Origin of the sequence: Rhodococcus sp. NPDC057529 (assembly GCF_042802055.1) — a bacterium.
GTDB lineage: Bacteria > Actinomycetota > Actinomycetes > Mycobacteriales > Mycobacteriaceae > Rhodococcus_F.
This window is the reverse complement of record NZ_JBHVEY010000025.1, coordinates 25,322-51,842: the sequence shown is the minus strand read 5'-3', so window position 1 is coordinate 51,842 and position 26,521 is coordinate 25,322. Positions and strand designations below refer to the sequence as shown.

The window sequence follows — 26,521 nt, the reverse complement described above, 5'->3', positions numbered from 1 at the left end:
TCACCGACCGGGACTGGCAGGAGGCGGTCGTCGATCACGAGAATGCGCGACAGCTATCGGACGGCGTGCGGCGCCCTTTCGCCGGTGACCGGACCGTGTCCGTCCACGGAACTCCGCGGCACCGTGAAGGTGGCGGTGACGCACAGAATTGCGATCGCGAAGCAGGCGATCGTGTACCAGATGTTTCCGAGGGGATCGCCGTTGCCGGTGACACCGTCGACGGCCGCGAGGTAGTCCGGTAACGCGGTCGCCCACAGCAGACCCATCACGCCGAGGTACACCACGCTGTAGACACGGACGAAGTCGTTCGAGTAGGCGGGAACGTCCGACGTCCCACCGCGCAGCCGTGACCACTGCCGCGCCAGGACCGGGATCGAGACGAGCGTGACGAGGACGATTTCCGCCGCGTAGAGGAATCCCCGGACCGTGGTGCTCTCCATCCCGAGAACCGTCGCCGGGATCGGGAGGATGAACGTGCCCGCCGACGCCAGGAGGCCGATTACGATTGTCCGCCACACCAGTTCGAGCCCGGTGAAGGTACGGCCACGGTCGATGTGGCGACCCACGAAGAATTGGACGCACAGCGCCAGCGACATCGGCCACAGTGCCGCGAACACCACGACGCTCGGCAGTGGGACCGCATCGAACATGGGCTGGTTGACCGGGTTGGTGGTCGACCATTCCCACCACCTCAGTTGCGGCCCGAGCTGGTCGAAGATCTCGTAGAACGCGTGGTGCACGAAGCCTACGCAGACCGCGCCGACGAGCACGCCGTATTTGCGGAATACGCCGAGCATCCGGACGAGCTCGAAGGCCAGTGTGGCCATCAGCGGATAGATCGCGATGATGTACAGGGGCAGCCGACCCCACAGAAAGTCCACCGTGAACACGTTGTGCGCGAACATGGTGTCCACGTGTTCCTCGATCCCGAACGCCGCCGGAAAGTACAGCGGCGGTTCGATGACGAACAGATACGCGGTGGCGCCGAACCAGAGCGCCAGGGTGGTCGGATCGCCGTTGCGGCGCCAGCGCAGGATCGCGAACACGAGCGCGAGCACCGACCCGAGCACGATCGTGAACTCGAGAACCGGCAGCGTCCAGTTCTCCAGGGCCAACGGATTGCGGACCTCGACCAGGCCACCGGCCTCGGCGCACGAGAAGCCGAGCGCCGTCGACAGCTGGTCGAACGTGGGTGAGCAGAGATCGGTCATCCGTTGACCACCGCCGCCGCGGACTCGGTCCGACGTTCACCCGACTCGGCGGTGTACCAGCGGGTGCAGTCGTAGCCGGCGTCGTATCGGGTGAACCACTCGTCGGCGAGCGCGGGCAGCTTCTCGTGCGTCGGGTTGTGCTTCGGCATCTGACTCCGGACGACGCCGGCCAGGGCGGTGAGTTGTTCCCCGCGGGGGAGGTCGTCGAACGCGCGCGGCATGATCCCTTTGCTCAGGTAGGGCGCGAACGCGGTGAGCAGTTTCTGCTTGGTGCGGTGTGTCGCGAACATCGACATCGAATCGACCTTCCGCTCTCTCAGTGGGACGTGCTGGTTGAACCCTGCGCAGGCGATTCGGACGACCTTCATCACATGCGTGAAGATCGACGGTGCCATCCTCATCCGGTACAGCTCTTCTCCGACAAGGGAATTGAAGATCACCAGCGCTGAACTTCGGTGTTCGACCTCCTCGACGAAGTGCCAGATGAACAGGGACGCAACCCGGTCGTCGCCCGGCCGGAAGAGGGTCGCGTCGTTGTCGAGCATCAGCTTGAACACCGGCGTGAACGTCGCCTCCAGGTCCGCGGTGTAGGCGAGTCGGTAGTTCAGGCTCGTCGCCTCGGTGAGGAGGTCGAACTCGCCGATCACCGCGTCGAGCGTGTTCTGGAGTCCCGGATACCGCCTGATCAGGGCCTTGACGTGCTGACGGTGCGCGGTCGAGTGGTGGCCCTCCTGGCGCATGAACGCCACGGCCTCCTCCGCGACCTCGGGATCGGTCATCAACGGTTTGGCCTGCATGATCGCCTTGACGATCATCTTCTCGAAACCGATGGCCAGGAACGAGATCGCGTTCGACATGCTCGACCAGGCGGGGTTGTCGGGGTTCCAGAGGAACGGGACGTCCTGTTCGTCGAACGCGAAATCCATCTTTCGGGGGTGCAGGTCGGACATGTGCAATTCCTCGTCTCGTGCGGCATGAGTGGCTGCAGTCTGTGGGCAGGTGGAGACCCGAGACTCAACAACATACACACACACTCAGATCTGTATGATTACTTTCGGCAGATTCGGGGAGAACTGCTGCGGCCGAAAGCGCGAACGCGCTCGCGGTAACCTCTGAGTCCAGGTCGGGCACTGCGCCGTCGTCCCGTGCAGCACGTCCGGGTCGACGACGCCGTGCGAGAGGTAGGGGAACGGGCAATGGCAGGCAGGCGTGGGTGGGGCGGCAGCCCACCCGGAAGTGACGAGGAAGCGTCCCGGCGAATCGTCATCGCCGCAGTCGAGCTCATCAGCCGGAAAGGCACGGCGATCAGCATCGCCGACGTTGCGGAATCCCTCGGCGTCATCCGTCAGACTGTGTACCGGTACTTTCCCAGCACCGACTCGCTGCTACGGGCTGCAGCCATCGCCGCGGTCGACGGATTCCTCGACCGCCTGACGCAACACGTCGCCGGCATCGCGGATCCCGCAGAGGCTGTGGTCGAGGCCGTGATCTACACGCTCAACGAAGCGCCCCGCGTTCCGCAGCTCGGCATCATGCTGTCCGGTTCCCATTCACATACCGAGGGAATCACGTCCGAGGAAGCCCTCGCCTTCGGAATGACGATGATCCGGCGCTTCGACGTCGACTGGGAGCGGCACGGCTACGGGGAGCACGCCCTGCGTGAGCTCGTCGAGTATCAGTTGCGGACCATGCAGTCGTTCTTCATCTCGCCGGGAAACCCGCCGCGTAGCCAGGACGAACTGCGTGCGTACCTGCGCCGATGGGTGGGATCCGCGGTCGCCGTCACGGGGAGTCCGGCGTCCGCTGGGTGACGTCCGGTGGGCCGTCCCAGTCGAGAGCGCAGTTCCTGGTTCGACGACGTGCAGACCCGAATAGACTTGCCGAGGTGACCCGCGAGGATCCCGATCGGCTCTCCGCCGACGATGCCCATATTCTGGGGCTCGAATCGGCGGTGATATCCGGCCATACCCTGAAGCTGGTGGTTCTCGAGCCCGCCGCCGGCCCGCTGGACCTCGATGCCCTGCGAACTGCGGTGGCGGAGCGCCTTTCGAGCCAGCCGCATGCGATGCAGCGGATCGACACGTCGGGTTCGGAGCCGCGCTGGACCGCGGCGACCGCCTTCGACATCAGCGACCACGTCCGGCGTCGGGAAGCGGCCGGGTGTGCGTCGCGGGAAGATCTGTGGCGGGCCGTCGGCACGTTGATGTCCGAGCACCTCGATCACGAGCGCCCGCTGTGGACGTTCGATCTGATCGGACCCCTCGGCGACGGACGCGAGGCGATCGCCGTCCGGATCCATCACGCGATGGCCGACGGGATCGCCGCGGTGCGCTTCCTGGACGACGTGCTCTGGGATCGACACGCCGAACCGAGCCCGCGCCGGTCGCGACCGGGTGTTCGCACCGATGCGACGCAGCGTTCGAGGGTCGACGAGGTGCTGCGGATGCCGGCAGCCATGCGCCGTGAACTCGGCCATCGCGGCTCACGCTCGCCCTTCGACCGTCCGATCAGCGCCGCCCGCGAGCTCGCGTTCACCGTCGCCCCGCTGTCTGAGCTGAAAACAATAGGGGTCTCGCGTCCCACTCGCGCCACCGTCAACGACGTGCTCCTGGCGATCGTCGCCGGCGGCCTCCGCAGCTGGCTCTCCGGCGCAGCGGGGACGCTGCCGCGTCTTCGCGCTCAGGTTCCGGTCAGCCTTCACCACCGAGATGAGGATGCGGACATCGGAAACCGCGATTCCTTCCTGAACATCGATCTGCCACTCGCCGAGCCCGATCCGCTCACCCGCCTCGACCGGATCAGCGCCGAGACCAGAAAGCGCAAGCACCTCGACGACGCCGACGAACTCTATGATCTCTTCCACGCTCTCGGACGCGTGAAGCGCGTCGGGGAGGCCGTACAGCGACTGGCCGGGAGCGCGCGGGAGTTCAGCCTCGCGATCTCGAACGTCCCGGGCCCGCCGGTGCCGGTGAGCGTGTCCGGGCGCCGGGTGGAGCGGCTCTTCTCGTCCTCGGAGCCCGCCGTTCACCACGCACTGCGGATCTCGGCGATTTCCTGCGCCGGGGTCGTCGGAATCGGGCTCTGTACCGACCCGGAGGCGCTGCCCGATGTTGCCCGGCTGGCGGTGGCGATGGAAGATTCGTACGCCGAATTGCGTGACGCCGCATCGACGCCTTGACCTGTGCCTGGATGGGCACCCGGAGACCATGGCCACGCGTTCCGCGTCACTCCGCCGTGCTCGCGACCGCCGACTACAGGAACCGGCGCGAATGATCCAGAATCATCCCGCAGATTGGCCGCGCGTCGGTGGAACACCGGCCGTGGTGTCCGTGTCGGTCGGAGTGGGGGCAGCCGGAGCAGGGGTCGCAGCGTCACCCAGCGACGCTCCGTTGGTGGGCGCAGTCGTCGAGTTCGTGTCGGTGTGCCGGTGCGTGGCCTTCTTCGCCAGTTCACCGACCTTGTGCTGCACTTGCGGCGCCTTGTGCTTGACGGTTTCCGTCGCGTCGCTCACCTTCTCCTGCACGGTGGGGTTGTGCCAGAGTTCGACGGACTGATGTCTCATCTTCTCGTACGTTTGCCGGCCGGATCGGGTGCCCAGGACGAAGCCCACGGCCGCGCCCGCCGCGAAGGTCAACACTTTCTGCATGACATCTCCTGACTGTTGTGTGGCACGAGCGGGTCAGCCGGACCGTCGTCCGAAACCCACTACACAGCGTGCCCCCAACTGGAGAACCCAAACGCACATGCCCGCACGGTGGATCGGCCCGCGGACGCGGTGGTGAACGCCAACACCATGACGGCGCCTCGAACGAGAGCGCCGAGTGGTCGGTGTTCGTCATGGCGTGGCTATCAGCACCTCCCCCTCGAGGCCGTCGGGGTCCCGGAAGAAGACGCTCCGGGCGGTACCGAAGTCGTTGATGGCTCCATCGCTGGCGGCCGCGTCGATCAGCCGTTACCGGATCACCTCGAAGGCTTCCGGTGAGGCCGCCTGCAGGCCGACGTGATCGATGCGACCCCGCCCCCACATCGGTGTCTGACGCTCGGCTTCGGTGTTGCCGTCGATCACGAAGATGTTCAATTCGGTATGCGGACCGATCCGGATGACTGTCATCGTTTCTCCTTCGTCGCGGCCGTGCGGCCGCGTCGGTCCGACGTCGGCATCGAATACATCGGCGTAGAACCTGCCCAGGCGGGCGGCGTCCTTGGATATCCAGGCAATATGGTTGACCCCGTCGAGCAACATGATGTCCTCCGCTCTACATTCGGCGCTGGAGATCTCGTGAGTCAACCGTTGCATATTCTGCTGCGCGAATCAGTGTGATCGCCCGGGCATGAACCGGACAGTCGCGGGTACTCCGTGTGGACGCTGCGCGCGCAGCAAGCGATGGCGGCGCGCCAGCCAGGTCTTCCGGTCTGAATCCCCCCTTGTTCGGGCCGGAGGGCCGCCTCGAAAGATGCTGAGCACCAGTATTGTTCAGGAACAATGCGGATGGTTGCTGGTGCGTCCCCGTCGGGAGCGGATCGCGATGAGGTCACTGCGTCGCCCCTGATCCGGAAGTTTGCCCGTCGATACTCAGGGTTCGGTAGCGACCGAACCCTGCACTTCTCGTCGAGACCGGTGCCGGCGGGTGGTCGTTCATCGCGCAGCCGCGTCAGTCGACGACGGCGCCCCCGGTGAGGTTGATCTCGGTCGCAGTCATCGTCGAGGCCCAGTCGGACGCGGCGAAAACGGCGGCGTTCGCGACATCGGCGTAGCTCGGGCGACGCGGCAGCAGCAGACGGGTGACGTCCGGATCGGGCTCGTCCGGTTCCGGGGAGCCCGGTGACAGCAGCCAGGCGACGCGGACACCCCGCGGACCGAGTTCGGCGGCAAGCTGCCGGCAGAGGCCGGCGAGTGCGGCCCACGCGACATGGGAACCACCGAGGTTCGGGATCGCCTCCCGTCCGCCGGCCATGACGAGGATGACGCCGGTGCCGCGCACCACCATGTGGCGCGCAGCGGCCGTAGCCACGGTGAAGCTCGACGTGATCGCCTTCGCGACAGGCTGCATGACATCACCGACCTGCATGTCCACGAGCGGTGTGCCTTGGACGTCGTCGTTGAAGGTGGCGTTGAAGCAGACGTCGAGGCGGCCGCTCTGGTCCACCACCGCTGCGGCATGCCGTTCGACCGCGTCCCGGTCCACCGCGTCGAGAACGGCGACGTGCGCGATCCCTCCGCCGTCCCTGATGCGGTGGGCGACATCTTCGAGTGTGTCTCGCGTGCGTCCGGTGAGGTGCACCTCGGCGCCTTCTCTCGCATACGCCCGCGCGACCGCCGAGCCGACAGCGCCACTTCCCCCGTGGACGATCGCGGTGCGGTTCTGCAGCAGCATCACTGATCCGCCTTCCGTCTCTCGCGTACCAGGGTAGGACCGCGCACGAGAGGACCGCGTGCGATTCCGGACTTCGTCGTGATCTCGCCGGGCCTCCACGTCCAGGCGCGAGTGTGGCGAGAGCGGTAAGGCGCTGTGGCTGCGGAAGTAGCGACCCGATCGAGTGCGGGCAATATGCCCGGATGCGGACGGATCCGCGGCACGCGGTCGACGCTGGATGGTGAGAGAGCGGTGACGTGTCAGAGGACCGAGTAACCGGCGGGCAGAGGAATGCGGCCGGTCAAGGCCAGCAGCGCCGCAGGTGCTGTTCCCTGTGCTGCGGCCAGGCCACCGATCACCGCGAACGTCTCGGCTACCGCATCGTGGGGAACGTCGGCGCTGACGCCGAGGGCGGCCGCCAAGTCGCAGGTGTGCACCGTCAGCTCGAGGGTTCGGGTCGGGAGGTAACCCTGCAAGGTCATCGTCCCGAATGGGGTGCGCACCAAGGCGGTCGCCGGAGCGGCCCGGACCCGCTCGGGTACCCGGGCAACCAGCGCGGTCAGCGCGGCCATCGGGTCCTCCCCGAGCGCGGCGCCGGCGGCGCGTCCCCGCTCCGCCACCGCTGCGGTGTCAGCCAGGGCACCGGCGATGGCCAGGTAGTACGCAACGGCATCAGCCAGGTCTACCGGACCGGAGTCGTCTCCGGCGACGTCGAGGTAGGTCTCCATCGTCGTCAGCGATCTGCTGGTGTGCCCCAGCAGGTCGCGCACGGACCACTCACCGAGGCCGGGGGAGTCGTAGTGGCCCGTCGCGGAGGCGCTGACTTCGAGGAACCGTCGGGCGGCGCTGTCGAAGGCATGCGCAATTGGACCGTCCATCAGCCCAGTATCGCAGCCGCCGGTGTTCGCCACCCGCGCTCAGCGCACGGTGGGCAGGGGCCATCCCGAAAGCGGATCCGTACCGGACGTCCCGGGGCTTCAGTTCAGTCGCTCGGTGAGGTGTACCTCGACATCGTCACCGTCGTTCTTGCCGATCGCCTTGCGGATGGCAGCAGCTACGGGCAGCTTGTGGGTGCCATCTCCGAGTGCCATGAACGCTCCGGTGAACGGATGCGCGTCGATGGTCCCAGCGACCTTGACCAAACCACGGGTACCGAATATCCGTGCTGAGTCGGGTAGCTGCACGCACGTCCACGTGTCCCCGGGCCGGACCTTGCTCAGCCGGGCGGTGAAAGTGATGTCCAAGGGTTGGGTCTCTGCCATGCTCTTGCTCCTTCGCGGGCGTGAGAGTCCGCCGCCTACCCCGCCGTCACTGCTGTCGAAAGGAAGATGCCGGTGTGGGAGCCGTCCATGCGCCGAGGCGAGACCGACGCATGGGGGCTCGGTCGACGGTCATGGAGAAGTCCTCGGACACTACGGCGGAGGTCTTGGAACGACATCTCGTGGAACCTGTGCCGAAGGTCGGGTGCGGGCGTGGGCTCGGACGGGATCGGTTCCTTGCGCACGTCGTGCTCCATAACCCCAGGTTAATGGGGACCAGAAGTTCCAGCAGTTTCAGTGCACGATCTCGGCTGCATCGATGAATTTCGAGTGCTCGCAGTCGACACCTCTGGACACACCGAGGCGGCCTCGATGAGCGCCGAGGCCCCCGATCACGAGGAATGCTCCGTCAGTCGGCTGTGTGATGCTGGGCCCTTCCTCATAAACCGCAACACCGACGAGATCATGTTCGGCTCCTGGCCGACCTCCGATCACCCGTCCGCCGGACAATGAGCGAATCCCCGATGTCGTGTTCCCTCGTACCCTGAAATCAGCCGACGACTGGCCCGAGACCCGGATAGTCAGCGGTGATGCGGCCGAGGAGATCGCCAAATTCGAGGCCGAGCCCGGCACGGACCTCGTCGCCGCGGCGGCACCGAGTTGGTGAACTCCCTGAATGAGCTTGGGGTAGTGGACGAGTATCGGCTGTGGGTGTTGCTCGCTGCCACGGGCGAGGGGCGCCGCTGTTCCCGGAGTTGAATCGCGTACAAGGAGTTCGATCAGCAGGTACGAGGTGACGCCGTCATCGAGTTCTGACATGGAGGCGTCTGATGCTGCGGTGTTCGGCCACGCGGCGGATGTTCGGTCACGGCGGGTGCCCCGCATCCGAGTGGGGGGGGGCTCGGATGCGGGGCGTCTGTGGGTGATGGAGTTGTGTTGCGGCGCTTTGCCGGTCAGGCCGCGGCCGGGCCGGCCCGCCGATTGTGCGAGGGCAGTGGTTTCCGGAAGGGGTCGACGCCGGGTGGTGGAATGAACCACGGGTGCCGGTCGTCGCCGATCTGCACCTCCCACCCGTCGTGGTGGATCAGCCGGTGGTGGAAACCGCACAGCAGGACGAGGTTGTCCATGTCGGTGAGGCCACCGTCGGCCCAGTGGACCGCGTGGTGCGCCTCGCACCACGATGCCGGCGCTCCGCACCCCGGGAATGCGCATCCACCGTCGCGCACGGCCAACGCCCGACGCTGCTTTCGGGTGGCCGTCCTGCTGGTCAGCCCGACGTCCAGGGGTGCGCCGTGATCGTCGAGGATCACCGTGCTCACCTGCGCATCACACGCCAGATGCCGGGCGGCGGTGATCGTCAGCGGTCCCATCCAGGCCGCCCACGCCACCCCCGTGTCCGCCAGCACCGCCGCCCAGTCCTCCGCCGAGGTCGGCCGGGCGCCACCGGTTGGGCCGGCCGGGCCGGTGCCGGGAGCGTGCCCGCCCGGGTCGCCTGCACGGTCGGTGCCACCGGAGCGGTCCGTGCCGCCCATCCCGCCGGTACCGCCCGTGCGATCGGTACCGCGGGCGTAGGCGAGGTCTCGCGCCCGCACCTGCACGCTGATGTGGGGGCGTTCGCCGGCTTCGGTGCCGTTCAATACTGCTGCGAGATAGCGGCGCAGCAGTTCGGTGAACGCGTCGGCCCGCCGCCGTCCCGGGGTGCGTTCGTCTCTGGTCCCGTCCGTGGCCGGCCGGGGTGCGGCCAGCTTCGACAACGCGGTCAGCAGCATCTCGCCGGTCACCGCATCCAGATCGCCTTTGACCGACACCCGTCCGTTCAGGGTTTTCGATGCGTGCAGTTCGTTGCGGTCGAGGTCTTCGCTCGCGGGGTGCTCGTCGCTTTCGAAGATTCGTTCCACCTTCGCGATACCTTCCCGGATCACGTCGGTGCGAGCCTGCGGTCCGTCCGCCGCGGTCAGCAACGCGTCCAGCACGGGACCCAGCGCGCTCAGCGGCATTCCTTTCGGCGGTCGCTCGCAGAACCGCAGAATCAGCCCCGCGTGATCCGCGGAGATCCTGCAGCCGTAGAACTTTCCGGCGACCTCAGGCTGCGCCCGCAGCCCCCGCGCCAGGTTCACGATCCGACCCGCCGCCCCCGGTTCGAGCATCGTGTGCGCCGCCAGCCACGCCTTCGCGTGGGGATGGCCCAGCACGTCGACTCGGCAGCGTGAATCCACCGCGTCCATCAGCCGCACCCGCACCGCCTCGAGGCGGGTGATCTCCGTGGACACCGCCAGCACCGTCTCGAGCAACTGCGCCTCGGTCAACCGCAGCGTGTCGACGTCCGCCGGATCACCGTCCGGCAACGCCCCCTGAGTTCTCTCCCCGTCCCCCATGCATCAAAACTAGTTCGAACACCAGTTCGAGTCAAGGGGGTTCCCTCAGTTCGTCTGTGCCGATGCACGTTCAGCACGGCACACCCCCTGCGCTGCAGGGACGCGCAACTGTGTGTCCAGGCAATTGGACGCTGCCATCCGCGCTTCCCGGTCTACGTTCAGCAAGCGAAGCATGAGTACGAATACGTACGACCGTCGAAACGGGAGGGTGCCGGTCTCCGATAGCGGCGTCTTGCCCTGCTTCAGGTACCGGGCCAAGGGCAACTGGGGGACACTGGTGTGCCCGTCCGAATTGGCGTGCAGCGTCTTCTCCCTGGACCGAGGGCGTCGAACAGGTCCAGAGCCTGTTGATGTGCGGTGTGACCACGGCTGAGCCCTCCGTGGTGGCGTGCCGGGCTCGGGCCACCAGCTGGGGATACGTCATGTGCGGTCCGCCGAGGTGGCCGGCCAGCATCAGCGGTGCCGGTGCGGGAGTTGTTCCTTGGGAGTATCTTTCGTGTATTTCTGCTAATCTTGCCGGGGTACGTGCCTCAATCAACGGGCATCATCCATCATTTTCACCTCGAGGGAGACGTTGTGGCGCACAGTCGTTACAAGGTTCGGGAGATCGCGCAGCAGGCGGGCCTCAGCGAGGCGACGGTCGACCGCGTGCTCCACAACCGCCCGGGGGTGCGTGAGGGAACCCGCGCAGAAGTCGCGCAAGCGATCGCTGACCTGGACAAACAGCGTTCCCAGCTACGGTTGGCCGGGCAAAAGTACCTCTTCGACGTCGTCATGCAGGCGCCGCCCCGATTCTCCGGGGCGTTCCGCGAAGCGGTGGAGGCTGAACTGCCGTCCCTCGCCCCCGCGGTGGTCCGCACCCGGTTTCACTTCCGGGAGACCGGCTCGGTGCCTGCCATGGTCGAGACACTCGACAAGCTCGTCACACGCCCCTCGCAAGGTGTCATCGTCAAGGCGCCCGACACCACCGAGGTCTCCGACGCCATCGACCGGCTCACCGAGGCGGGGATCCCCGTCGTCACCTACGCCACCGACGTGCCGAACAGCAGTCGGGTCGGCTATGTCGGAATCGAGAACCGGGCGGCCGGGGAGACAGCCGCCTACCTGCTCGAGCAATGGCTGTGCGACAGCGCGTCCAGTGTCCTCGTCACCCTGAGTAGCAACGCGTTTCGCGGCGAAGAGGAGCGCGAGATGGGATTCCGCGGTGCGCTGCGCCGCTCGGTCGGTGTCGGGGGGACCGGCTCTCAGCGCACACTGATCGACATTTCCGAGAGTGAGGGCCTCGACACGACGGTGGAGCGTCTCGTCCTCGACGCACTCGAACGCAACCCGGACATCGAGGCGGTCTACTCGATCGGTGGCGGCAACATGGCGACCGTGCGCGCCTTTAAGAAGCTCGGCCGCCGCTACCGCGTGTTCATCGCCCACGACCTCGATCAGGACAACAAGCAATTGCTCCGGGACAAGAAGATCTCGGCCGTCCTCGATCACGACCTGCGGTCGGACGCGAACCTGGCCTGCCGCATGCTGATTCAGGGACGTGGCGGGCTGTCGGGCGTGACCACGGTGATGTCGCCGATCCGGATCATCACTCCCTACAACATGCCCTGACGGTGACTCAGGATCGGGGATGGGTCGCCTAGCGCCGGAATTCGTGGGTGAGTGCTTCGAGTTTGTCGCCGCCGGTCATTTGCTGGGTGAGTTCTTCGAGGCTGATCTCGTCGAAGGTGCAGTCCAGTTTCTGCCGGCCGCGGCCCAGGAGCACGAAGTGGTCGCCGACCATGTAGGCGTGGTGCGGGTTGTGGGTGATGAACACCACCCCGATTCCTTGGCCCTTGGCGGCGGAGATGTACCGCAGCACCATCCCGGACTGCTTGACACCCAGGGCTGCGGTGGGCTCGTCGAGGATCAGGACGCGGGCGCCGAAGGAGATCGCCCGGGCGATCGCCACGCACTGGCGTTGACCACCGGAGAGCGAGCCGATGGAGGCGTCGACGTCGGGCAGCTCGATGCCCATCTCCGACAGCTCCGACATCGTGGTGGCGCGCATACCGTTCGCGTCGAGGGATTTGAGCGGTCCCTTGCGCAGTTCCTGGCCGAGGAAGAAGTTCCGCCACACCGGCATCAGCGAGACCACCGCCAGGTCCTGTGGGGATTTTCGTTTTCAACACCAGGTAGCCGTTGAAGAACCCGACCGCGAGCGAGACGATCAGGGCGAGGGCGGCGCCCGCCCACAGGTTCAGGTGCAGGTTGTAGGCGATCATCGACGCGGCCAGGGAGCTGGTGGTGACCGCGACGCCGGCGGAGAGGTCGAATTCGCCGCCGATCATCAGCAGGGCGACCGCGCAGGCCATGATCCCGATGGTGGAGGATGCGTAGAGGACGGTGGCCAGGGCCTCGGGGCTGCGGAACGGGGGTGCGACGACCATGAAGAAGACGAAGATGGCGATCGCACCGAACAGGGAACCGATCTCGGGGCGGACCAGCAGCCGTTGCAGGCGTTTTTGTTCCTTCACCCTCTCGTCGTGGACGACCTTGTGACTGGCAAGGTCCAGATCTTGCTGTGTGGACATGCTTTCCTTCCGTGACGCCGACGGCGCCCGGCAGTCGCGATGCTGTGCCGGGCACCGTGCTCAGCGGGTTCCGGCCTGGGCGTACTCGGCGATCGAGTCGATGTTGGACCGGCGACCGGGTTCCCGCGTCGACGGCGGCCTTCACGGCCGGTGCCATCGCATCCGGCTTGGCGAGCGTGACGGCGATGCCGTCGACCTTGCTGTCGCGGGCGCTCTGGACCGGAGTATCGCAGTTCGAAATTGTCGTTGGGGTGTCCGCGGTGCCGGAGGCCATTCCGCTGCCGGTCGATTCGGGTTTCCCGCCGGAGCTCGAGCAACCCGCGAGCAGCACGGCAGCGGCAACCATGCAGGCATGGCGAAGTGGGAGGGTGATGCGGTGAGGGAAGGGTGTGATAGCCCCGCCGGGCCGGACGTCCGAAAGTGGTTCTCACGGCCCGGCGGGGTGAATGGGACTACCGGAGAGGTAGATCCGCGGCGCGGTACGCGGAGTCGATGAGCTCCATGGTGGCGACCGCGTCGTCGGCGTCGATCGGGAACGTGGTCCCATCGGCGAGGTGTCGAGCGAAGGTGTCGAGCTGATAGGTATATGTCGAACGGGTCCCGAGTCGCTCGACGGTGGTGCCGGCGTCGGTGGTGACGGTGATCCGGTCGTCGCCGGACTGGAGCATGTAGTCGTGTGCGAGGGCTTCACCGCGGTCGCCGACGAGGCGCAGGGTCATTTCGAACCGATCCCACGTCATCGAGTTCGTGTTCGATCCCGTTGCGCCGCCGGGGAAGACGAGTTCGATATCGCAGGCCTCGTCGACTCCCCGGGTGCGTTCGACGGCGCGGGCCGCCACCACGGTGGGTTCACCGCCGGCGAAACGGCCCAACTGGCGATGCACGTGCAGGCCATAGCAGCCGAGGTCCATCACCGACCCGCCGGCGAGTTCCAGCTTCCACCGGGGGTCGTCAGGTTTGGGTTCGGGCATCCGCATGACCACTTCGACCCGCTGCAGGGTGCCGAGGGTGCCGTCCTCGAGCAGCTCGAACATCCGCCCGACGATCGGGTGGAAGAAGTAGTGGAACCCTTCCATGATCGGCACACCCCGCTCGCGGGCCGCGCGACGGACCCGATCGGCTTCGGCGGCGTTGCGGGCGAACGGCTTCTCGGTCAGCACCGCTTTACCGGCCTCGATCGCCTTCAGATTCCACTCGGCGTGGAAGGCGTTGGCGAGCGGGTTGTAGATCACGTCGACTTCGGGGTCGGCGATCAACTCGGCGTACGAGTCGACGACCCGCTCGACCCCGTGCGTCTGCGCGAACGTCTCGGCGCGGCCACGGTCGCGGGCGGCGACCGCGACCAGCCGGTGACCCAGGATCCGAGCAGGCTTCACGATCGCCATCTCCGCGATGCGCGAGGCCCCGAGGACGCCGATCCGCAGCTCGCTCACAGCTGCAGGCTCCGCAGGAATGCCGCACTGGCCTTGACGTCCGCGACCGGTCCCTCACCGTCGGGTTCACCGGCGAGGATGGTGTCCTGCTCGAGCACGAACCAGCCGTCGAAACCGGAGTCGACGAGGTGCCGGACCACACCTGCGACGTCGACGTCACCGGTGCCGAGTGGGGTGTACATGCCCTGGGCGACGGCCTGTGTGTAGCTCAACTCGCCGGCCTGCACGCGGGCGGCGAATTCGGCGTCGACGTCCTTGAGGTGGGTGTGGGTGATCCGGTCGGCGGCGGCCCGGGCCAACTCGAGGGGATCAGTGCCGCCGATCAGCAGGTGCCCGGTGTCCAGGCACAGCGGAATCGAGGAGCCTTCGAGGACCCGCTGGACCTCGGTGTGCTTCTCGATCATGGTGCCCACGTGCGGGTGCAGGACCGCGCGGATGCCCTGCTCGGCGGCGACGTCGTGCAGCCGGTCGAGGTTCGACAGCAACGTCTTCCAGCCGGCGTCGTCGAGGTCGGGCCGCGAATCGTAGCCGTCGGAGCCGGTGATCGCGGCCAGCACCAGCACCTCGGCGCCGGCGGCGGTGAATGCGGCCAGCGCGCCGGTAATGTCGGGGACCGGGTCGTGGCCGGCATCGTGCAGCAGAACCGGGGTGAAACCACCGACGGCCTTCAGGTCGTAGGAGGCCAGGGTGGCGGCCAGTTCCTGCGGGTCGGCGGGCAGGAATCCGTCGGGGCCGATCTCGGCGGCCTCGAGTCCGGCGTCGCGCATCTCCGACAGCACCCGCTCGGGGTCGAGCTGGTGGCCCCAGCCGGGAACTTCACAGACACCCCACGAAATGGGTGCTCCTGCAATACGAATCATCGTCGAACCTCACTCATCTGGACTGGTCGGTGGTGGGAGAGGGACAGCGTGGCCGCCTCGGCGATCCACGCCACTTCGAGGGCGTCGGCGGCGGTGCACGGCGAGGGGGTGGTGCCGGCGATCACCTCGAGGAACGCGCTGAGTTCGGCGCGGTAGGCGGTGGTGAAGCGGTCCATGAAGAACTGGTGCGGCGGGCCGTCGGGGAACGTGACGCCGGGTTCGAGGTTGCGCACGGGCGCCCCGGCGTCCCAACCGGCGACGACGCTGTCCTCGGAGCCGTGAACCTCCAGGCGGCAGTCGTAGCCGCGGGCGTTGTAGCGGGTGTTGGAGACGACGCCGAGGGTGCCGCCCTCGAACGTCAGGGTGGTGGTGGCCGTGTCGACGTCGCCGCAGTCGGCGAAGATCGAGTCGCCCTGGTTGGTGCCGGCGGCGTAGACCTCGGTCACTTCCTGACCGACGACCCAGCGGACGATGTCGAAGTCGTGGACGCTGCAGTCGCGGAAGATCCCGCCGGAGGAGGCCACGTACTCGGCCGGCGGCGGTGCGGGGTCGAGGGTGGTCGAGCGCACGGTGTGCAGCCGGCCGAGTTCTCCGCGCACGACGGCGTTGCGGGCGGCGACGAACGCGGGATCGAACCGGCGGTTGTACCCGATCTGTACCGGCACCGTCGACGTCTTCAACCGCTCGACGACTTGGTAGCTCTCGTAGGCGGTGAACGCCACGGGCTTCTCGCAGAACACCGGAATCCCGGCATCGACGGCGGCCAGGATCAGCGGCGCATGCGCCGGGGTGGCGGCCGCGATCACGACCCCGTCCACGCCCGAGGCGAAGACCGCAGCTGCGTCCTCGACCGCGCGCGCCCCGAACTTGGCGGCGACGGTTGCGGTGACGTCCGGACGCTCGTCGGTGACGACGAGGCCGTCCACGCCCGGCAACTGAGCGAGGGTGTCGGTGTGGAATGCACCGATCCGGCCGAGGCCGATCACGCCGAGTGTCGATCCCATCAGTCCTGCCCTCCGATAACGGTCTGGTCCCAGTCGATGACCGAGCCGGTGACGACGCCACTGCGATCCGAGAGCAGGAACACCACCATGTCGGCGATCTCGTCGACCTGCCCGAGCTTGCCCATCGGCACCTTCGCCGCAGCCTCGGCGGCCCAGTTGTCGTCGGCGCCGTGGAAGCGTTGCTGGATGGCGGTCTCGCCCTCGGTTTCGGTCCAGCCGATGTTGAGGCCGTTGATCCGGATCCGGTCGAAGCGGTGTGCATAGGCGGCGTTGCGGGTCAGCCCTGCCAGCCCGGCCTTCGCCGAGACGTACGGGGCCAGGTAGGACTGCCCGCCGTGCTGTGCGATGGAGATGATGTTGACGATCGTTCCCGGCGCCTTCCGCGCGACCATGTCCGCGACGGCGGCCTGCATGGTGAAGAACGGGGCCCGCAGGTTGACGGCCATGTGCTGATCGAACAGTTCGGGGGTGGTATCGAGGAGGGTGCCGCGGGTGGTCAGGCCGGCCGCGTTGCACAGTGCGTCGATGCGGCCGAACTCCTCGATGGTCCGGGTCACCGAGTTCTTCGCCTCGGCCGGGTCGGCGAGGTCCGCTTGCACGAACCGGACCTGCGCGCCGGTTGCCTCGAGTTCGGCGGCCAGGGTCTTACCGGCCTCGGCCCGGCGGCCGGTGAACACGACCTTCGCGCCTTCGCGGGCCGCGGCTCGCACGACGCCTGCGCCGACACCTTGCGTCCCTCCGCTGATCAGAACGACTTTCCCGTTCAACAGGGTGGCCACTGGATTCCTTTCGATCTGTCCCCACCGGCTTCGGTGCCGGTGGGTCGCTGATGCACACGTCCGGTCTGTGCGCCCTTGTCAGTCTTGTTGTGACGTACGCCTCAATCAATACGGTGTTCCCATCATTTTCACCTCATCGCCGCGGATCGAATGGCGATGGGGGAGCCGGTGAGATCAGTTGCCGTCCCGGTTCGCGGCCGCCAGGTCGGCGACCTCGAAGCACCGCAGGGCGCCGTCACGTGCCCGGGAGAGAGCCTCGGCGACGGGCAGTTTCCGGAACTCCTGCGACATGTGCTCGACACCCCACGGTCCGTCGAAGCCGATCCGACGGATTGCATTGATGAACTTCGGAACGTCGAAAATGCCTCTGCCGCAGGGAACTCGGTTGTCGAAGGTGTCCTCGAGATCGGTTCCCCGCACGACAGTCCAACCGTCGTCGAGTTCGACGCCGAACACGAAGCGCGACGGAATGATCTCCGGCAACGTGTCGTAGTCCGTCCCACCCCGGAAGGCGTGCCAGATGTCCAGGATGAGCCCGCCGTTGGGGTTTCCGACGTCCTGGACGAACCGTGCAGCCTGTTCGGTGGTCTTGACGTGGTGCGAGAACGGGGTGTTCTCGAACGCGATCTTCACGCCCGCGGCGGCGCCGTCCGTTGCGAGCGCGTCGAACTGCTCGCAGAGCCGATCGCGGGAGACAGCGACACCGTCGTCGTCCGCGCCGACCTTGATGTTGTCGACTCCGAGGACGGGGGCGGCCTCGAACAGGTCACGGCGGACCTCGTCCGACACTGCGCGGGCATCCCCGGTGGTCCACCAGTTCGTGATCCACTCGAGTTGGACGTGGGTGATGCCGTTGTCGGCGAGCATTTTCGCGACGTCGCCGAGGCCGATCGTCTCGCGCGCGGCGACCAGGTCGGGGCGGGCCAATCCGAATCCGGTGTAGCCGGTGCGGGCGACGGCCTCGATGCGCTCGCGGATCGGGACCGGACTGCGGTCCGAACCTCGTGCCGGCATCACGTCACCGGCGGAAGTCCAACAGGCGGCCAATAGTTCCGGACGTGGTGAGCTGATCATGCCCAGTACCCTTCGGTGGTCGTCTCGATCGTAGAACGCGGACGGCGAGGAAGTCGTAGAGCGACAGTCATGAATTCCTCACCGGGGTGACGGCGCCCGCGTTGTTCATCGATTCGATCAGCGCTTCCGCCACCTCGATGGCGCGCAGACCGTCGCGGGCGGACGCCAATGGGCTGCGGGTCCCGGCGTGACTCGGCGCCAGGCTCACCGTTCCGGTTTCGCCGACCACCTCGTAGGGCACGTCGTAACCGTATCGTGCGTTGACGAACACATCGACCACGGTCAGCACATCGTCTGTGGTACGCAGCATCAGGATCTGCGGGTCGTGCCGGGTGACCAGGTCGGCGCATTCGCCGACACTCGGGGCCAGCGGCTTCTCGCACAGCACCGGCTTGCGGTGATCGAGGCACAGCCCACCTGCTCGGCGTGGGCGGAGTCGTGGGACGCGATGATCACCGCGCCGACGTCCGGGGCGGTGATCAGCTCTGCCGCGGTCGCGACTGTGCGGGCGCCGACTTCTTCGGCGATCGTGGCGGCGCGGGAGGAGTCGAAGTCGGTGATCACGGTGGACGGTCATGACGCCACCGCGGCCGGTTCGCGGCCGTCGAGAACCGCGATGGCGCCCTCGACCGCGGCGCGGATCGTCAGGGCCATCGCCCGATCCGTGAACCCCATCAGGTGCGGGCTGAGAGTTGTGTTGGCATGGTCGAACACCGGGTGGTGTTCGGGCGGTTCGGGATCGAAGACGTCGAGGCCGAGCCCCGCGAGGTGCCCGGACTGCAACGCCGCGTGCGCGGCGTCGAGGTCGATCAGCGCGCCGCGGCTGCAGTTGACCAGGATCGCTCCGGGCCGCATGACTGCCAGCCTCGTCTCGTTGATCAGGTGATGGTTCTCCGCGGTCAGCGGCGTGTGCAGGGTGACGAAGTCACTGGAGGTGAGCACCTCGTCGACATCGGCACACCGGTACGCCTGCGGGATGTCCGCGAACGGGTCGTAGGCGCGGACGTTCAGGTCGAATGCCTCGGCGATCCGGGCGACCTTGCGGCCTATCCGCCCGAACCCGGCGATGCCCAACGTTGCTCCCTCGAGATCCCCGACGGTCACGTTTCCGCGTTCGGCCCAGCGGCCGCCCCGCACCAGATCGGTCAGCGTCGGCAGCCGCTTGACCAACGAGAGCAGGTGCGCGAAGACACCCTCGGCGACCGAGACGGTGTTGCTGCCCGGGGTGATGACCACCGGGATGCCGCGCCGCCGTGCCTCGGCGACGTCGACGAGGTCGGTGCCGACCCCGGTGCGGGCGAGGACCTTCAGCGCCGGCATCCGGTCGAGCATCGCGGCGTCGACGGTGAACGCCGCCCGCACGATCGCGGCCTCGGCGACCGCCAGCTGTTCCTCGGTGGGGTCGAGGACCAATTGTTGATGGGCGGCCAGATACGGGTCGACGAGCTCCCGGTCGAGCGGGCCCAGGCCGACGAACAGTTGAGTGGAGATCGTTGTTGACATCAGCGTCCTTGCAGGTGTCGAAAGGGCGGTCAGGCGGTGCGGGCGGCGGTGGTGCCGGCAACGACGTCGAGCTTCTGCCACTGCCCGGTGGCGGCGGAGGTCTCGGCGGCGGTGACGATCGCGGCGGCCGAGGCGGCGTCGTGCACGTTCGAGTTCTCTTGCGGCCCAACGGTGACGGCGAGCAGGAACTTCTTCGCCTCGATCGTCTTGAGGTCGTCGAAGCCGAGGGCGTTGCCCGGGCCGGGCTGGAAGCGGGAGTAGTCGCCGTGCGCCGGGCTGGCGTTGACCGTCGTGTAGCCCTGTTCGGCGTTGGTGCGGCCCAGGCAGACCTTCAGCTCGTTCATCCGCTCGAAGTCCCACGTCAGGGATCCGTCGGTGCCGTAGATCTCGATCCGGTAGCCGCACTCGGGTCCGACGATGACCCGGGAGGCCTCGATGGTGCCCACCGCACCCGATCCCGGTCCCTCGGATCCGAATCGCACCAGCGCCGCGGCGTAGTCCTCGTTCTCCACCGGGCCCATCTCACCGTTCTCGATGACCGCGAAGTGGGTTCCGCTGCCCATCGCCAGCTTCGGGCGTTCGGTGTAGACGGTGCTGGTGAGGGCGTTGATCTCGGCGATCGGCCCGACCACGTACTGGCACAGGTCGCTGGCGTGGCTGAACAAATCTGCCAGCACGCCGGACCCGGCGAGTTCCCGGTCGAATCGCCAGGACAGGGCGCCGTTGGGTTCGTTGGCGTATCCGGAGAAGAACGAGGCCCGCACGTTGGTGATCCGGCCGAGGCTGCCCTCGGCGATCAGCTTCCGGGCGTGCTCGACGGCGGGGGCGTGCCGGTAGTTGTAGCCGATCGAGGTGATCACCCCGGCGTCGGTGGCCGCGGCCTCGATCGCCGCGGTCTCGGCGTAGCTGCGTCCGACGGGCTTTTCGATCCAGAAGTGCTTGCCCGCCTTCGCCGCGGCGATGCCGATCTCGGCGTGCAGGAAGTTCGGTGCGCAGATGGAGACGACGTCGATGTCCGGGTGGGCGAGGACCTCGCGGTAGTCGGTGGTGCCCTCGGCGAAACCGAGGACGTTCTTGGCGAACTCGACCCGGCTCTCGGCCGTGTCGGCGGCGATCACCAGTTTCGGGGTGACTCCGAGTTCGGGATAGACGATCGGGACGTCGCGGTAGGCGCGGGCATGAAGCTGGCCCATCCAGCCGACGCTGATCAGTCCGACTCCGACGGTGCGGCTTGTGCTCACGATGAGTTCCTTTGCTGGTCTTGTTCGGGACGGGCGGTGGCGAACGCGTCGGTCAATGCCGCGGCGAGCAGGGTGGAATCGGAGCCGACGGCCACGAATCGGAAGCCGAGTTCGACGTAGCCGGCGGCCAGGGCGGCAGTGGCGGCGAGGATGCCGGCGGTCTTGTCGTGCTGGTGGGCGGCCTCGAGCACTCGCCCGAGCGCGGTGGTGAACACCGGGCTGTCGAACTGCAACGGCACCCCGAGCGCGAATGACAGGTCCAGTGGGCCGACGAACAGCACGTCGACACCGTCCTGGGCGGCGATCTCGTCGACCGCGTCGAGTGCGGCGAGGGTTTCGATCTGGATGACCCCGAGCGAGGTCTGCTCCTCGGCGAGCAGCACGGAGCGGTCCATGCCCCACCGGCAGGAGCGGTTGTAGGTGGCGACCCCGCGGTCGCCGCGCGGCGGATACGCCAGGTGGGTGATCGCGTCGACCACCTGATCGGGCTTGTCCAGGCGCGGCACCATCACCCCGGCGGCACCCTGATCGAGGACCCGTCCGATCCGGATGCGTTCCCCGGATTCGACCCGCACCACCGTCGGGACACCGTACGCACCGGCGGCGAGAATCGAATCACGCAGCGCGTCTTCCGATCCGGCACCGTGTTCGAGGTCGAGCAGGATCCAGTCGGCACCGGCCGCGGCACACACCTCGGCCGCGGTCGAGGACGCCATGCCGACGAACGTGCCGACGGTGGTCTCACCCTGTGCCAGACGCTGACGCAGGGTTCCTGCGTCGAGAGGGCTGTTGTTGCTCATCCGAACCACCTCTGCCGTCCCACGGCGTTGTCGTAGTCGGCGCGCAGGGTCTGCACCCATTCCTGGTTCGAGACTTCGGCGGGGGCCACGTCCCACCAGACGTCCCCGCCGGGCAGGTCCACGTGCGGCACCGTCGGAACCACGATGACCACCGGCCCGGAGACCTCGCGGGTGTCGGCCAGCGCGGCACGGACCTCGGCTGTGGTGGTGGCGCGGATAGCGGTGGCGCCGAGGCCCTCGGCGATCTGGCGCAGGTCGACCTTCAGGTAGTCGCCCTCGAGGCGGGCCTTGTCCCCGCTGTCGGCGATGATGTCGCCGTCGGTGCGGTAGCGGAACTCGTTGCCGAATTCGCGTCCGTTGCGGTTCATCTGCAGGCGGTGGATGACCTGGTAGCCGTGGTTCTCGGAGACGACGACGGTGACGTCGAGGCCCTCCTGGGCGGCGGTGACCAGTTCGGTCGGGGCCATCAGGTAGGTGCCGTCGCCGATAAAGGTGACGATCCGCTGTCCCTGGTTGCCCTCGGCGAGGCGCACGCCCATCGCGGCCGGGATCTCGTAACCCATGCAGGAGAACCCGAATTCGAGGTGGCAGTGCCGATTCCCGGTCGCGTCCCAGACTTTCTGCAGGTCGCCGGGCGGGCCGCCGGCCGCGGCGATGATGGTGTCGCCGCCACGGGCGTGCTCCTGCAGCAGCCCGATCAGTTGCGGCTGGGTGAGCACCGCACCGGTGACCGGTGCGTGCGGGTGCTGCGCGGGGTCGAATGCGGTGTCGGGGTCGAGGGCGGCGGCCCGGATCGGGGCCCAGTCCGCCTTCGCCGACCGCACCGTCTCCCGCCACGCCGTGCTGGTGGTGTGTCCGGCGAGTGCGGCGGTCAGCGCCGCGAGGCCGAGGCGGGCGTCGGCCAGGATCCCGGCGGCACCCTGCTTGCGGGTGTCGGCGTCGACCACGTTCAGTGATGCGAAGCGGACGTTGTCATTCTCGAAGATCGACTGCGAGCCGGTGACGAAGTCGGTCAGCCGGGTGCCGACACCGATCACCAGGTCGGCCTGCTTGACCAGCGTGTTCGAGGCGAAGTTACCTTCGAGGCCGACGCCGCCGACCTGCCACCACTCGTCCCGGCCGACCGCTCCCTTGCCGCCGAACGACTCGACCACCGGAATCCCGACCTGCTCCGCGAGTTCCTCGAGGGCGGCGGTGGCCTCCGAATAGTGCACACCGCCACCGGCGATGATCACCGGACGCTCCGCCTCCCGGATCTGGGTGGCGACCTCGTCGACCTCGGTGGGGTCGGGGAGCGGGCGGCGGATCTTCCAGTCGCGGGGCTCGAAGAACTCGACCGGGAAGTCGAAGGCGTGGGACTGGACGTCCTGCGGCAGCGACAGCACCACGGCACCGGTGTCGGTGGGGCTGGTCAGCACGCGCATCGCCTGCGGGAGCGCGGTCAGCAGTTGCTCCGGGCGGGTGATGCGGTCGAAGAACTTCGCCACCGGACGGAACGTGTCGTTGACGGTGGCGTCGGATTCGCTGGCGTGCTCGAGTTGCTGGAGCACCGGTCCCTGGTGCCGGGTGGCGTAGGTGTCACCGGGCAGCAGCAGCAACGGGAGCCGGTTGACGGTGGCCAAACCGGCGGCGGTGACCAGGTTCAGCGCGCCCGGTCCGATGGAGGCGGTCACCGCGAGGGTGGCGCGGCGGCGGCTGGCCTTGGCGTACGCGGTCGCGATGTGGGCGAGGTACTGCTCGTGCCTGCCCTGGATGAACGGCAGGTCGTCGGACAGTTCGTCGAGGGCCTGTCCGAGGCCGGCGACGTTGCCGTGTCCGAAGATGCCCAGAGCGGCCGGGATGAGGCGACGACGGTCGCCGTCGGCGACCGAGTATTGCGCGGCGAGGTATTTCACGACCGCCTGGGCGGTGGTCAGCCGGATTGTCTTGTGGGTGCTCAGTGATGTCATGTCGTCGTTTTCTGTGAGTGCCACGAAAGTGTCTGAGGGGGAAGCGGGTTACCAGGGGCGGCCGTGGAGGACGATGGTCTTCTCCTCGGTCATTTCCTCGACCGCCGAGCGGACGCCTTCCTTGCCGATGCCGCTGCCCTTCAGGCCGCCGTACGGCATGAGGTCGGCGCGCCAGAGCGGGGTCCAGTTGATGTGGATGTTGCCGGCGTCGATCTGCCGCATTGCCCGCGCGGTGGCGCTGACATCGGAAGTGAACAGTCCTGCGCCGAGGCCGTAGTCGCCGTCGTTGGCGAGGGCGATCGCCGACTCGATGTCGGCGGCGGACGAGACGGCGACCGCGGGGCCGAACAGTTCGTCGCGGCTGAATGGGGAGGTCGGGTCGACGCCGGCGACGACGGTCGGGGTGACGACGGCGCCGTCCCGGTCACCGCCGGTGAGGATCTTTGCGCCGGCCAGCGCGGCTTCGGCGATCGCCGAATGTACTCGGGTGGCTTCGGCTTCGGAGATCAGCGAGCCCAGCTTGGTGTCGGTGTGGGAGGGGTCGCCGACGACGATGTCCTCGACCTTGGGGACCAGGGCGTCGAGGAAGTCCGCCTCGACGGACTGATCCACGATCACCCGCTGCACGCTGATGCAGACCTGACCGGCGTTGATGTAGCCGCCGGCAGCGACTGCCGAGGCGGCGAGTTCGATGTCGGCGTCGGGGAGGACGATGACCGGGCAGGAGGCACCCAACTCCAGTGACAGCTTCTTGATACCGGCGATGGACGCCAGCCGCGTTCCGGTCTGGGTGGAGCCGGTGAACGACACCTTCCGCACCCGTGGGTCGGTGACCAGGACGTCGCCGAGCACGGAGCCCGGGCCGGTCAGCACCGACAAGGCCTCGGGGGCCAGGCCGGCGTCGACGAAGCACTCGGCCAGCTTCAGCGCGGTCAGCGGGGTGGTGCGGGCAGGCTTGAGTACCACCGCATTACCCGCGGCCAGCGCGGGCGCGATCTTGTGCAGCACTAACAGGGCCGGGTAGTTGAACGGTGTGATCGCCACGACTATCCCGCAGGGCTGGCGCAGCGTGAACCCGATCTTCTCGAGCCCGGTTCCGGGGTTGGCGTCCAGCGGCAGCGTCGAGCCGTAGAGCTGGCTGCCCTCGAACGCGGCCAGTCGGATGATGCTGCCCGACCGGCTCGCCTCTCCGCGCGCCTCACTGATCGGCTTCCCGGTCTCGGCGCTGATGGTCTGCGCGAGGTCCTCCGCGCGTTCGTCGGCCAGATCCGCGGCTCGCATCAAGATCGCCACCCGCTCGTGAGCGGGAGTGGCTCGCTGGATTCGGGCACCGAGCTCGGCCCGGTCCAGGGCGAAGGCGGCATCGGCGGCGGTGGCCACCGGAACCGCATCGACCGTGTGACCGTCGAACGGGGACCGGATGATCTCGGTGGTGCGGTCAGCGGCGCCACGCCACTCACCGGCGAGCAACATGTCCATGTCGGGCTCCATATCGGGACTCGTTCGCCGCCCACCGTGAGGACGGCAGGGCGACTGATTGAGGGTTGCTTGAAAAGTTTTGGTGTCAAATCGAATACCAGCCGCACCCGGCGCGGCAATGACGCGGCGGGCTGCGTGGTATCGCCGTCACCGGCGGCTGCGGCGGCCGGTGAGCTAGGCGGAGACGGGGCTTGTCTCGTCGGACCTACGAATCCACGAGCGTCTGTGCCACTTCGGTGGGGAACTGCTCATGCTCATGCAGCCAGTCTTGCTGTGACTGGCACCTCAATCAAGGTCAAAAACCCATCAAAATCGCCTCATGCGGAGGTGTCGGCGATCGGGGGTCGAGTCGGTCGCCGACCGGGCTCAGACCGAGCGGCGTGTCAGTACGAGCGGATCCCCGTCGGTGATCGCGATCGTGTGTTCGCTGTGGGCGGTCCGCGAGCCGTCGGCCGATCGGATGGTCCACCCGTCGGGGTCGTAGACGATCTTGTCGGTTCCGCGGGCGAACCAGGGCTCGAGTGCGAGGGTCAGTCCGGGGCGCAGCACCAGGCCCCGGCCGGCCCGCCCCTGGTTGGACACGTGCGGGTCCTCGTGCATCGTTCGACCGAGCCCATGCCCACCGAATTCGGTGTTGACCGGGTAGCCGTAGTCGGCGGCGACCGCGCCGATCGCGGCGGAGATGTCGCCGAGGCGCCCGCCCGGACGTGCGGCGTCGATACCGGCGGCGAGTGCGCGCTCGGTGGCCTCGATCAGTCGCTGGTCCTCCGCTCGGGGTGTGCCGACGATCAGGCTGCGCGCCGAGTCGGCCACCCAGCCGTCGACCGAGACGGCGATGTCCATGCTCAGCAGGTCTCCGTCGCGCAGGTCGTAGTCGTGCGGCAGGCCGTGGAGCACCGCATCGTTGACGGACAGGCAGATGACGTTGCGGAACGGGCCACGGCCGAACGACGGCGCATAGTCCCAGTAGCAGGACACCGCCCCGCGGTCCTCGATCAAGTGCCGGGCGCGGTGTTCGAGGTCGAGCAGATTCACTCCTACCAGGGCGCGCGATTGCAGGTCGTCGAGCAGTTCGGCGATGAACGCGCCGGTGGTGCGCATCGACTCGATCTCCTGTGACGTCTTCAGTTCCAACACGCGCTCACGCTCCACTTTCTCGCAGACAGACCGGTATAGAAATACCAGGCTAGTGGATGGCTCGGTATTTTCATACCGAGCGTGGCGTATCCTTGTCGCATGGTGCGATCTCCTTTGACGCCGCAGCAGCGGGCCGCCGGCAAGCGACTCGGCGCTTACCTCCGGCAGGCGCGCGGCGACCGCAAGCCCGCCGAAGTGGCACTTGCCGCGTCGATCTCACCCGAGACCCTGCGCAAGATCGAGACGGGACGCCTGGCAACCCCGGCCTTCACGACAGTTGCCGCACTCGCGGCTGTGCTGGCGGTCCCGCTGGAGGACCTCGCCCAGATCTGCCTTCCCGACCTGAACCTTCAGCAGACCGGGTGACAAGCGAGGCGGCGGAGGGGCAGGGGAAAGGGGGGGCCTGCCGGGGGGGGTCCCCGGAGCGGGGGGTAGGAAGCAAGGAGAGTCTCCCTCCTCTTCTTTGTCTGTTTTTTTTTCCCCCCCCCCC

27 protein-coding genes and 3 pseudogenes are annotated in these 26,521 nt (G+C 67.6%); 6 read left to right on the top strand and 24 right to left on the bottom strand.

Going from position 1 to position 26,521, the window contains the following annotated elements; genetic code table 11:
• Positions 1-53: 53 nt before the first annotated feature.
• Together ACFU5V_RS35220 and ACFU5V_RS35215 are read right to left on the bottom strand one after the other, a co-directional pair.
• On the bottom strand, positions 54-1,211 hold the full coding sequence (locus ACFU5V_RS35220; RefSeq protein WP_378704991.1) for a hypothetical protein: 1,158 nt from the start codon (positions 1,209-1,211) through the stop codon (positions 54-56).
• Positions 1,208-2,161, bottom strand: coding sequence for a metal-dependent hydrolase (locus ACFU5V_RS35215; protein WP_378439601.1), 954 nt, complete (start codon positions 2,159-2,161; stop codon positions 1,208-1,210). Before ACFU5V_RS35215 ends, ACFU5V_RS35220 begins: the two co-directional genes overlap by 4 nt.
• Positions 2,162-2,407: 246 nt before the next feature.
• On the opposite strand from ACFU5V_RS35215, the gene ACFU5V_RS35210 reads away from it, so the two are divergent.
• Both ACFU5V_RS35210 and ACFU5V_RS35205 read left to right on the top strand, forming a co-directional pair.
• A complete protein-coding gene (locus tag ACFU5V_RS35210; RefSeq protein ID WP_378439603.1) occupies positions 2,408-3,022 on the top strand; it encodes a TetR/AcrR family transcriptional regulator in 615 nt (204 codons plus the stop codon).
• 74 nt (positions 3,023-3,096) lie between these two features.
• Positions 3,097-4,389 (top strand): wax ester/triacylglycerol synthase domain-containing protein, encoded by a 1,293-nt coding sequence (locus tag ACFU5V_RS35205; protein WP_378704988.1) that lies wholly within the window; start codon positions 3,097-3,099, stop codon positions 4,387-4,389.
• Between the two features lie 102 nt (positions 4,390-4,491).
• Here the strand turns inward: ACFU5V_RS35205 and ACFU5V_RS35200 are convergent, their stop codons facing one another.
• The 5 genes from ACFU5V_RS35200 to ACFU5V_RS35180 all read right to left on the bottom strand — a co-directional run bounded on the left by ACFU5V_RS35200 (position 4,492) and on the right by ACFU5V_RS35180 (position 7,827).
• Entirely contained in the window at positions 4,492-4,857 is a 366-nt protein-coding gene (locus ACFU5V_RS35200) for a YtxH domain-containing protein (RefSeq protein ID WP_378439606.1), read from the bottom strand.
• Positions 4,858-5,163: 306 nt separating this feature from the next.
• The gene (locus ACFU5V_RS35195) at positions 5,164-5,499 is read right to left on the bottom strand and encodes a VOC family protein (RefSeq protein ID WP_378704985.1); all 336 of its coding nucleotides are present in this window, start codon (positions 5,497-5,499) and stop codon (positions 5,164-5,166) included.
• 364 nt (positions 5,500-5,863) lie between these two features.
• Complete coding sequence (locus tag ACFU5V_RS35190) at positions 5,864-6,586, bottom strand: SDR family NAD(P)-dependent oxidoreductase (protein WP_378439609.1); 723 nt, start codon at positions 6,584-6,586, stop codon at positions 5,864-5,866.
• Positions 6,587-6,825: 239 nt separating this feature from the next.
• Positions 6,826-7,443, bottom strand: a complete 618-nt coding sequence (locus ACFU5V_RS35185; RefSeq protein WP_378704983.1) for a maleylpyruvate isomerase N-terminal domain-containing protein — start codon at positions 7,441-7,443, stop codon at positions 6,826-6,828.
• A 99-nt stretch (positions 7,444-7,542) separates the two neighbouring features.
• Positions 7,543-7,827 (bottom strand): DUF1905 domain-containing protein, encoded by a 285-nt coding sequence (locus tag ACFU5V_RS35180; protein WP_378439613.1) that lies wholly within the window; start codon positions 7,825-7,827, stop codon positions 7,543-7,545.
• A gap of 294 nt (positions 7,828-8,121) precedes the next feature.
• Between ACFU5V_RS35180 and ACFU5V_RS35175 the strand changes: the two genes are divergently transcribed.
• Positions 8,122-8,337: a hypothetical protein gene (locus ACFU5V_RS35175; RefSeq protein ID WP_378704981.1), complete on the top strand. Its 216-nt coding sequence runs from the start codon at positions 8,122-8,124 to the stop codon at positions 8,335-8,337.
• Positions 8,338-8,353: 16 nt separating this feature from the next.
• On the top strand, positions 8,354-8,491 hold the full coding sequence (locus ACFU5V_RS35170; RefSeq protein WP_378704979.1) for a hypothetical protein: 138 nt from the start codon (positions 8,354-8,356) through the stop codon (positions 8,489-8,491).
• A 286-nt stretch (positions 8,492-8,777) separates the two neighbouring features.
• Here the strand turns inward: ACFU5V_RS35170 and ACFU5V_RS35165 are convergent, their stop codons facing one another.
• Positions 8,778-10,199 carry a DUF222 domain-containing protein gene (locus ACFU5V_RS35165; protein WP_378704977.1) on the bottom strand — a complete coding sequence of 474 codons (1,422 nt, stop codon included), beginning with the start codon at positions 10,197-10,199 and terminating at the stop codon, positions 8,778-8,780.
• Between the two features lie 576 nt (positions 10,200-10,775).
• On the opposite strand from ACFU5V_RS35165, the gene ACFU5V_RS35160 reads away from it, so the two are divergent.
• Positions 10,776-11,810 carry a LacI family DNA-binding transcriptional regulator gene (locus ACFU5V_RS35160; RefSeq protein ID WP_378704974.1) on the top strand — a complete coding sequence of 345 codons (1,035 nt, stop codon included), beginning with the start codon at positions 10,776-10,778 and terminating at the stop codon, positions 11,808-11,810.
• Positions 11,811-11,838: 28 nt separating this feature from the next.
• Here the strand turns inward: ACFU5V_RS35160 and ACFU5V_RS35155 are convergent.
• From ACFU5V_RS35155 to map, 16 genes and pseudogenes are all read right to left on the bottom strand, one after another.
• Positions 11,839-12,348, bottom strand: a pseudogene (locus ACFU5V_RS35155) (ATP-binding cassette domain-containing protein); the annotation flags it as partial.
• Positions 12,347-12,772 (bottom strand): annotated as a pseudogene (locus tag ACFU5V_RS35150) (ABC transporter permease); the annotation flags it as partial. The pseudogenes ACFU5V_RS35150 and ACFU5V_RS35155, both read right to left, overlap by 2 nt.
• 121 nt (positions 12,773-12,893) lie before the next feature.
• Positions 12,894-13,118: pseudogene (locus tag ACFU5V_RS35145) on the bottom strand (sugar ABC transporter substrate-binding protein); the annotation flags it as partial.
• A 106-nt stretch (positions 13,119-13,224) separates the two neighbouring features.
• Positions 13,225-14,205 (bottom strand): Gfo/Idh/MocA family protein, encoded by a 981-nt coding sequence (locus ACFU5V_RS35140; RefSeq protein ID WP_276142900.1) that lies wholly within the window; start codon positions 14,203-14,205, stop codon positions 13,225-13,227.
• Complete coding sequence (locus tag ACFU5V_RS35135) at positions 14,202-15,065, bottom strand: sugar phosphate isomerase/epimerase family protein (protein ID WP_378439617.1); 864 nt, start codon at positions 15,063-15,065, stop codon at positions 14,202-14,204. Before ACFU5V_RS35135 ends, ACFU5V_RS35140 begins: the two co-directional genes overlap by 4 nt.
• Complete coding sequence (locus ACFU5V_RS35130; protein ID WP_378704970.1) at positions 15,062-16,069, bottom strand: Gfo/Idh/MocA family oxidoreductase; 1,008 nt, start codon at positions 16,067-16,069, stop codon at positions 15,062-15,064. The genes ACFU5V_RS35135 and ACFU5V_RS35130 overlap by 4 nt, the downstream gene beginning before the upstream one ends.
• Complete coding sequence (locus tag ACFU5V_RS35125) at positions 16,069-16,848, bottom strand: SDR family oxidoreductase (RefSeq protein WP_378704968.1); 780 nt, start codon at positions 16,846-16,848, stop codon at positions 16,069-16,071. Before ACFU5V_RS35125 ends, ACFU5V_RS35130 begins: the two co-directional genes overlap by 1 nt.
• Before the next feature lie 174 nt (positions 16,849-17,022).
• On the bottom strand, positions 17,023-17,922 hold the full coding sequence (locus tag ACFU5V_RS35120; RefSeq protein WP_378704966.1) for a sugar phosphate isomerase/epimerase family protein: 900 nt from the start codon (positions 17,920-17,922) through the stop codon (positions 17,023-17,025).
• 67 nt (positions 17,923-17,989) lie between these two features.
• A complete protein-coding gene (locus ACFU5V_RS35115) occupies positions 17,990-18,232 on the bottom strand; it encodes a hypothetical protein (protein WP_378704964.1) in 243 nt (80 codons plus the stop codon).
• Positions 18,232-18,486, bottom strand: a complete 255-nt coding sequence (locus tag ACFU5V_RS35110; RefSeq protein ID WP_378704963.1) for a hypothetical protein — start codon at positions 18,484-18,486, stop codon at positions 18,232-18,234. Before ACFU5V_RS35110 ends, ACFU5V_RS35115 begins: the two co-directional genes overlap by 1 nt.
• Before the next feature lie 9 nt (positions 18,487-18,495).
• Positions 18,496-19,425 carry an NAD(P)-dependent oxidoreductase gene (locus tag ACFU5V_RS35105; protein ID WP_378704961.1) on the bottom strand — a complete coding sequence of 310 codons (930 nt, stop codon included), beginning with the start codon at positions 19,423-19,425 and terminating at the stop codon, positions 18,496-18,498.
• A gap of 29 nt (positions 19,426-19,454) precedes the next feature.
• On the bottom strand, positions 19,455-20,666 hold the full coding sequence (locus ACFU5V_RS35100) for a Gfo/Idh/MocA family protein (RefSeq protein WP_378704959.1): 1,212 nt from the start codon (positions 20,664-20,666) through the stop codon (positions 19,455-19,457).
• On the bottom strand, positions 20,663-21,466 hold the full coding sequence (locus ACFU5V_RS35095; RefSeq protein WP_378704957.1) for an HpcH/HpaI aldolase/citrate lyase family protein: 804 nt from the start codon (positions 21,464-21,466) through the stop codon (positions 20,663-20,665). The genes ACFU5V_RS35100 and ACFU5V_RS35095 overlap by 4 nt, the downstream gene beginning before the upstream one ends.
• The gene (iolD, locus tag ACFU5V_RS35090; RefSeq protein WP_378704955.1) at positions 21,463-23,415 is read right to left on the bottom strand and encodes a 3D-(3,5/4)-trihydroxycyclohexane-1,2-dione acylhydrolase (decyclizing); all 1,953 of its coding nucleotides are present in this window, start codon (positions 23,413-23,415) and stop codon (positions 21,463-21,465) included. The genes ACFU5V_RS35095 and iolD overlap by 4 nt, the downstream gene beginning before the upstream one ends.
• A gap of 48 nt (positions 23,416-23,463) precedes the next feature.
• Positions 23,464-24,894 (bottom strand): aldehyde dehydrogenase family protein, encoded by a 1,431-nt coding sequence (locus ACFU5V_RS35085; RefSeq protein ID WP_378704953.1) that lies wholly within the window; start codon positions 24,892-24,894, stop codon positions 23,464-23,466.
• Between the two features lie 366 nt (positions 24,895-25,260).
• The gene (map, locus tag ACFU5V_RS35080; protein WP_378704951.1) at positions 25,261-26,031 is read right to left on the bottom strand and encodes a type I methionyl aminopeptidase; all 771 of its coding nucleotides are present in this window, start codon (positions 26,029-26,031) and stop codon (positions 25,261-25,263) included.
• Between the two features lie 99 nt (positions 26,032-26,130).
• On the opposite strand from map, the gene ACFU5V_RS35075 reads away from it, so the two are divergent.
• Positions 26,131-26,397, top strand: a complete 267-nt coding sequence (locus tag ACFU5V_RS35075; RefSeq protein ID WP_378442250.1) for a helix-turn-helix domain-containing protein — start codon at positions 26,131-26,133, stop codon at positions 26,395-26,397.
• Positions 26,398-26,521: the final 124 nt, after the last annotated feature.